At 70.8% G+C, this 2,033-nt stretch carries 2 protein-coding genes; both read left to right on the forward strand.

Annotated elements, in window-relative coordinates:
* The first annotated feature begins 199 nt into the window (after window positions 1–199).
* Window positions 200–1,660, forward strand: coding sequence for an NCS2 family permease (locus ABZ646_RS45725; RefSeq protein ID WP_360533466.1), 1,461 nt, complete (start codon window positions 200–202; stop codon window positions 1,658–1,660).
* A 48-nt stretch (window positions 1,661–1,708) separates the two neighbouring features.
* The coding region (locus ABZ646_RS45730) for an XdhC family protein (RefSeq protein ID WP_360533469.1) at window positions 1,709–2,033 on the forward strand (325 nt) is incomplete at its 3' end.

Consider the following 2,033-nt stretch of genomic DNA (forward strand, 5'->3'; position numbering starts at 1 on the left):
GCGGCGCACCGGAGTTCCGGCCCGGGTGGTACCGGTGCTGCGGCACCGGCGGGCCGTCGCCAACGTTGCCTGCCGCGGCACTAGGCACGTCAGCACCACCGTTCGTCTCGGGCCGTCCCCCGGGTCGTGCACATCCCAAATCCCGTACGTCGTGGAAGGCGACGCACGGGTGCCCCTGTGAACCTTGGGAGACGGCACCATGACCCAGCAGTCAGTGGAGCCCAGGACCACAGCCGACGACGCGGGAGAAGGCACCCGCGTCCCGGCCGGACGTTCCTGGCTCGACCGCTACTTTCACATATCCGCAAGAGGCTCCTCCGTCGCGCGTGAAGTGCGCGGCGGCGTCACCACCTTCATGGCGATGGCGTACATCCTGCTGCTCAACCCCCTGATCCTGTCCGGCAAGGACGTGGCGGGGGACACCCTCGGCCAGCGGGCGCTGATCACGGCGACCGCGTTCGCCGCGGCCTTCACCACGCTCCTGATGGGCTTCGCCGGCAAGGTGCCGCTCGCGCTGGCCGCCGGCCTCTCCGTCTCCGGCGTGCTGTCCTCGCAGGTCGCCCCGCAGATGACCTGGCCGCAGGCGATGGGCATGTGTGTGATGTACGGCGTGGTCATCATGCTCCTGGTCGTCACCGGCCTCCGCGAGATGATCATGAACGCGATCCCGCTCGCACTCAAGCACGGCATCACCATGGGCATCGGCCTGTTCATCGCCCTGATCGGCTTCTACAAGTCCGGCTTCGTGCACCAGGGCAGGGCCACGCCGGTCACCCTGGGCCCGGCGGGCGAACTCGCCGGCTGGCCGGTGCTGCTCTTCGCCGGCACCCTGCTGCTGATCTTCGCCCTCCAGGCCCGGAACACGCCCGGAGCCATCCTGATCGGCATCGTCACCGGCACCGTCGCGGCCGCCGTGCTGAACGGCCTCGGGGTCATCGACCCGAAGCAGTGGGCCGGGGGCGCCGCCCCCGCGCTGCACGGCTCAGCCGTCTCCCTGCCGGACTTCTCGCTCTTCGGGCACGTCGAGTTCGGCGGCTGGGGCAAGGTCGGCGCGATGACGGTCGCGTTGATCGTCTTCACGTTGGTGCTGGCCGGGTTCTTCGACGCGATGGCCACCATCATCGGCGTCGGCACGGAGGCGGAGCTGGCCGACGACAAGGGCCGGATGCCGGGTCTGTCCACGGCGTTGTTCATCGACGGCGCGGGCGGCGCGATCGGCGGGGTGGCCGGGGGCTCCGGCCAGACCGTCTTCATCGAGTCGGCCACCGGCGTCGGCGAGGGGGCCAGGACCGGTCTCGCCTCCGTCGTCACCGGCCTGTTCTTCGCGGCCTGTCTCTTCTTCACCCCGCTCACCGCGATCGTCCCGCAGGAGGTCGCCTCCGCCGCCCTGGTGGTCATCGGCGCCATGATGCTGATGAACGCCCGGCATGTGGACTGGGCCGACCGGGCCACCGCCGTCCCGGTGTTCCTGACGGTCGTCCTGATGCCCTTCACCTACACCATCACCACCGGTGTGGCCGCGGGCGTGATCTCGTACACCGCCATCAAGGCGGCGCAGGGCAGGGCCCGTGAGGTCGGGGCGTTCATGTGGGGCCTGACCGTCGTCTTCCTCGTCTACTTCGCCCTCGACCCGATCGAGAGCTGGCTGGGCGTCCACTGATCCGTGGCACCCGCCCCCCACGCAACCGCAGTTCAAGGAGACCGAGACATGCTGGACATCGCCGAGGAGCTGAACCGGTGGGTGGCGGGCGGCCGTGACTTCGCCGTGGCCACGGTGGTGGCGGTCGGGGGCAGCGCGCCGCGCCGGCCCGGGGCCGCGCTCGCGGTGGACACCGACGGCACCGCCGTCGGTTCGGTCTCCGGCGGGTGCGTGGAGGGCGCCGTGTACGAGCTGTGCCGGCAGGCGCTGGAGGACGGCGAGACCGTCCTCCAGCGCTTCGGCTTCAGCGACGAGGACGCCTTCGCCGTCGGCCTGACCTGCGGGGGAGTCATCGACATCCTCGTCACCCCGGTCCGGGCGGACGATCCCGTCC

Origin of the sequence: Streptomyces sp. NPDC007162 (assembly GCF_040634175.1) — a bacterium.
Classification (GTDB): Bacteria; Actinomycetota; Actinomycetes; order Streptomycetales; family Streptomycetaceae; genus Streptomyces.